The 3,764-nt window shown below is 45.4% G+C and carries 3 protein-coding genes and 1 pseudogene; all 4 read right to left on the bottom strand.

The features are described 5' to 3' along the window. Positions 1–95, bottom strand: a pseudogene (locus AC1DUA_RS28280) (fructose bisphosphate aldolase); the annotation flags it as partial. Between the two features lie 286 nt (positions 96–381). Continuing rightward, positions 382–1,215 carry a carbohydrate ABC transporter permease gene (locus tag AC1DUA_RS28275; RefSeq protein WP_477502929.1) on the bottom strand — a complete coding sequence of 278 codons (834 nt, stop codon included), beginning with the start codon at positions 1,213–1,215 and terminating at the stop codon, positions 382–384. 19 nt (positions 1,216–1,234) lie between these two features. Continuing rightward, entirely contained in the window at positions 1,235–2,119 is an 885-nt protein-coding gene (locus tag AC1DUA_RS28270) for a carbohydrate ABC transporter permease (RefSeq protein WP_477502928.1), read from the bottom strand. A 94-nt stretch (positions 2,120–2,213) separates the two neighbouring features. Then, positions 2,214–3,656 (bottom strand): ABC transporter substrate-binding protein, encoded by a 1,443-nt coding sequence (locus AC1DUA_RS28265; RefSeq protein ID WP_477502927.1) that lies wholly within the window; start codon positions 3,654–3,656, stop codon positions 2,214–2,216. Positions 3,657–3,764: the final 108 nt, after the last annotated feature.

Here is a 3,764-nt window from a genome sequence, read left to right as displayed (position 1 = left end):
TGCTGCAGTGCCTTTGGCGTACTCCCTCCACTTTGGTCCAGCGCTGCAATAAACCCTTGCCCAGTGCGAATTCGTTCCATCTGTTTCCTGTTCATGTACGGAGTTCCTCCCTGAAATGCTGTTTTTCTTTTATTGTACATCATAACCTTATGTATACAAATTTATTACCAGATCATCTTCATATTTATTCTATCAAAAATTACTAATTCCTTCCAAACGATTATCATTTTATCACACGAAATTACCATAATACGAAAATTAAGGCGCAGCATACCACGCGGTATGATACGCCTTAATTCGTTGAACCAACGATCAATGAACTCTAGTATGCTAGGTGCTGGATTACGCTCGACCTTAAGTGAAACACGAAAGGCTTTCACGCTACCCTTTGGTCCCGCCTTGGAGGCCGAAACCTTTGGACATAAATTGCTGTGAGAGAATATACATGACTACTGAAGGAATGGCATAGAGCGTAGAAAAAGCTGCCAATTTACCGTAATCCACCATGCCGTACTGTCCGAAGAACTGATACAGCTTAAGCGCGGCCGGGAACTTCTCAGGCGTACTCAAGAGAATGTAGGGAACGAAAAAGTTGCCCCAGCTTCCGGAGAAGGTAAAGATGGCAACCGTGCATATTCCCGGAATCATAAGTGGCGTGACGATCCTGCGGATTCCTGCGAGAATGGACGCACCGTCCACCCATGCTGCTTCTTCTAATTCGTTAGGTACGGAATCCATGAAATTTTTGAGCATCCAGATACCATAAGGCATGGCGGAGGCAACTTTAAAAAGAATGACGCCGAAGATATTGTCATAAAGCTTTAATGTCAAAAACAATTGATACACAGGGACCATAACTGCTGTGATGGGCAGTGAGGTCATAAATAAGATGGTTAGCATGAACGGCTTCTTATACTTCAATTGATATCTAGACAGTGGATAAGCCGCCAGCAGACCTATTATAACGACAATCAAAGCTTGACCTAGCGAAATGATAAGTCCTATTAGAAATGCGCGCTGGTTCGCGCGACTAGTGATCACATCGATATAGTTGCCTGCTGTCAAAGAGCTGGGGACCTTAAGCGATTGCATGGCGTTAGGATCCACGGAGGCAACTAGCACCCATAGGAGTGGGAGCAGGAAACAAATGCCGATGAAAATGAGCGCTGCGTAGGGCAAGGTGCGATAAACGACTTTACGGTATGTCTCAGTCATACGAACTCTCCTTGTGGTTTTACTCTTTTAAAGTGCGAATATAGAACAAACTCAACACAATACCCAGAAGCAAGAGCAATAAAGAAATCGCCGTACCGTAACCGAGCTGATAGTTAATGAAGGCCTGGTTATACATAAAGATTGGTAAGGTCGTTGTTGCAGTGCCTGGACCCCCACCGGTCATCGCATAAATAAGGCCGAAAACACCTAATGTCTGTAAAGTAACCAGCATCGCATTGGTAGTAATCGTTCCTTTAATATAGGGAAGAATAATGGAAGTTAAAATCTTCCAACGTGATGCTCCGTCGACAAGCGCCGCTTCCTCAATTTCTTTGGGCACATCGTCAAGTGCTGCTTGAAACACAAGCATAGAGAAGGCTGTTCCATGCCAGACGTTCGCTAAAATAATCGTGAGCATAGGAACGGTGAATAACCAAGTAACCGTCGGTATGCCTAGTGAACTTAGGATGGCGTTCAACGTACCCTCGTCGCCGAAATAGCTGTAGAGACATAATGCGCATACAATTTCAGGTGTTACCCAACCGGCGAGAACAACCGTTCCAATCACACGGCGGAACGTTTTATTTTTACGTTTCATCAAGATTGCGATCAGAAACCCCAGCACTTGTTGGCCGATGACAGCTGAGCCGATCAGGAAAATTAATGTGTTCCAGATACTGATTCTAACGGTTGGATCCGCAAACATGCGGACATAGTTGTCAAAACCAACGAATTTCAGCTGCTTTGCTGATTCTCCGGTCAATGCCAAGTTTGTAAATGAGTAGAAAAACGTTAGTAAGATCGGATAGACGAAGAAAACTAGCATAACGGCCAACGAAGGGAATAAAAAATACAGCCATGTGTACGTTTTTCTGGATGTTACCGGGATTGCCGTACCGCTCATCTTAGTTCTCTCCTTTCTCCCTGCTGATAGTGGGGTAAACTGGGCTTGCCCTGGCCCCTATTCTCGAATAGGCCGCCAGGGCAAGGTGTTGCCATTACTTCACGCTGACCTTATCTTCTCCAACAATACGGGTTACGTCTTGCTGATACTTCTTCATCGCATCGGCAGGTGAGGTGCCTGAAGCCACAGATTCAACCATAGACTGAATTTGTGTGGATACTTCTGGATATTTGTCACGAGCAGGTCTGAACTCCGCATTTTTTAAATAATCGGTAGCAATTTCATTAAATGGCATTTGCGTATAACCCGGATCTTTTGCGACGTCCGCCCGAACCGTAATGTTACCGCTTGCAGTTACAAGTTTTTGCGTATTTCCTTTGTTAAGTGCGTATTTGATGAAGTCCCAAGCTTCGTCTTTGTGCTGAGCGTTAGCGGGAACAGCCAGCGCCCATCCACCAGCTAAAGTAATGGAACCTGGCGCTTGGCCTTTACTTGTCGGCATTGGAGCAAAGCCCAGAACATCTTTATACTCCGGCCATGGAGCAGCACCATTCGGCAAATAGTTGCCTGCAATCCAGGAACCGTCCAAGGAGATGCCGAGTTTGCCCTTTGGCAAATATTCGCGAGCAGAAGAATTGCCCGCTTGGCCGTTCAATACTTTGGAAAGAGGAGGACCAAGTTTCTCTTTGTTAATGCTTTCAACGAATGAAAGCGCATCCAAAATACCTTGACTTTTAACGGTCCACTTCGAACTCGAATCATCGTAAAGTCTTTCGCCCGTTCCGTAAAGCAGCATTTCGTAAGTTTGCATGGAAGTCGCTTCGCCAGTTGCTTTACCCATATTCATCCAGAAAGGTACAACGTCCTTGGCTGCTTTTTCCTTAATTGTTCTTGCTGCGCTCAAGACTTCATCCCAAGTTTTTGGTTTCCAATCTTCAGGCAGTCCGGATTGTTTGAAAATTTGCTTGTTGTACCAGAGGCCCCGGGAGTCCGTGTTATACGGTACGCCGTAAATTTTACCGTCGGCGGCTGTTACCCCTTTTTTCATCGCTTCGATGAAGGAACCATTTGTCCAGTCGGTCCAGCTTTTTAGTTTGTCATCCAAAGGAGACAAAAGGCCGGCGCTGGCATCGGAGTTTAACATGAAGGTGTCTTCTGTAACGATATCCGGTGCTGTGTCTTTGGATTTGAGGGCTAGCGCAATTTTTGCGAAATAGTCGCCCTCAGAAGCCTGGATCGGCGTCTGCTTGATGATGACATCTTTGTTCGGATAGCTGGCAGCCACATCTTTGAACCATTTGAAAAGCGTTCCGTTTTCACCAGTACCATCGTCTCTATATGTGATGGTGATGGTTTTTTTTGCGGCATCGGGTGCTTTCGTTTCCTTTGCCGCAGCCGTAGCTGCACTAGTTGCTGCCGGGGTCGTCGTACTGGCAGTGGTGTTTGTCGTTTCAGTCCCCTTTGAACAACCGAATAACATGGATGCACACAAGACACAGGTGGAGATGGATAACATTTTTTTACTGCTCCGATACATACTGTTACCTCCTTCAGAAAAGCAAGAATAGTATGACAATTGCTGATACAAACAGGTCAGTAAAAAACGTTTGTATACTAAGTATAATAATATGGGGAAATATACTAC

This window comes from Paenibacillus sp. 01T422 (genome assembly GCF_056398785.1).
Note: the sequence above shows the minus strand (reverse complement) of the source record. Positions and strands in the feature narration are given on the sequence as shown.